This window comes from Duganella sp. HH101 (assembly GCF_001758795.1).
In the GTDB taxonomy this organism is placed as follows: domain Bacteria; phylum Pseudomonadota; class Gammaproteobacteria; order Burkholderiales; family Burkholderiaceae_D; genus Rugamonas; species Rugamonas rivuli.
Genome location: NZ_LRON01000069.1, coordinates 1 through 835 on the forward strand (window position 1 = coordinate 1; position 835 = coordinate 835).

The 835-nt window shown below is 69.7% G+C and carries 1 protein-coding gene and 1 pseudogene; both read left to right on the forward strand.

Going from position 1 to position 835, the window contains the following annotated elements:
* A partial coding sequence (locus DUGA2_RS32310; protein WP_070273340.1) for an HAD family hydrolase occupies positions 1-578 on the forward strand: 578 nt, incomplete at its 5' end.
* 68 nt (positions 579-646) lie between these two features.
* A pseudogene (locus DUGA2_RS32315) lies at positions 647-835 on the forward strand (heat-inducible transcriptional repressor HrcA); the annotation flags it as partial.

Consider the following 835-nt stretch of genomic DNA (forward strand, 5'->3'; position numbering starts at 1 on the left):
AGCGCTACAGCGTGGCCGAGCTGCGGGCCCGCCGCATGGCGCTGCTGGAGCAGCGGCCGGAACTGGTGGTCGACCTGTACCAGCTGCGCCGCGTGGCGCTGGAACAAGTCTTCGCCGAGACCGGCGCCGACGCCGCCCACATCGACGGCGCCATGCGGCACTTCCACGAACGCCGCAACGCCGTTACGCCGTTCGACGACGTGGCGGCCGGGCTGGCCGCGCTGCAGGGCATGCTGCGGCTGGGCGTGATCACCAACGGCAACGCCGACCTTGAAGTCATCGGCCTGCACCACCATTTCGACACCGTGCTGGCCTCGTCGCGCTTCGGCCGTGCCAAGCCCGACCCGTCGATCTTCCTGGCCGCCTGCGCGGCGATGGGCGTGGCGCCGGCGGACGCCGTCTACGTCGGCGACGACCTGCGGCTGGACGTGCAGGGCGCGCAGCGCGCCGGCCTGCGGGCGGTGTGGATGAACCGGGGCGGCAGCGCCGCGCACCTGGAGGCGGGCATCGCGCCGGACGCCATCTGTGCCGGTTTTGACGAACTTCTGGCCTGGGTGCGCGGGCAAATGCAGCATTGACGCCACGCGGCGGCCCCCAGCGCCCGCAGAGCGTGCATAATAAGAGGAACTACCATTAGTAAATGACCATGCAACTCGATACCCGCGCACAAACCTTGCTCAAGGCCTTAGTCGAACGCTACATCGCGGACGGCCAGCCGGTGGGCTCGCGCGCCCTGTCCAAGATCTCCGGCCTGGACCTGTCGCCGGCGACCATCCGCAACATCATGGCCGACCTGGAGGAGCTGGGCTACGTCGCCAGTCCCCACACCTCGGCC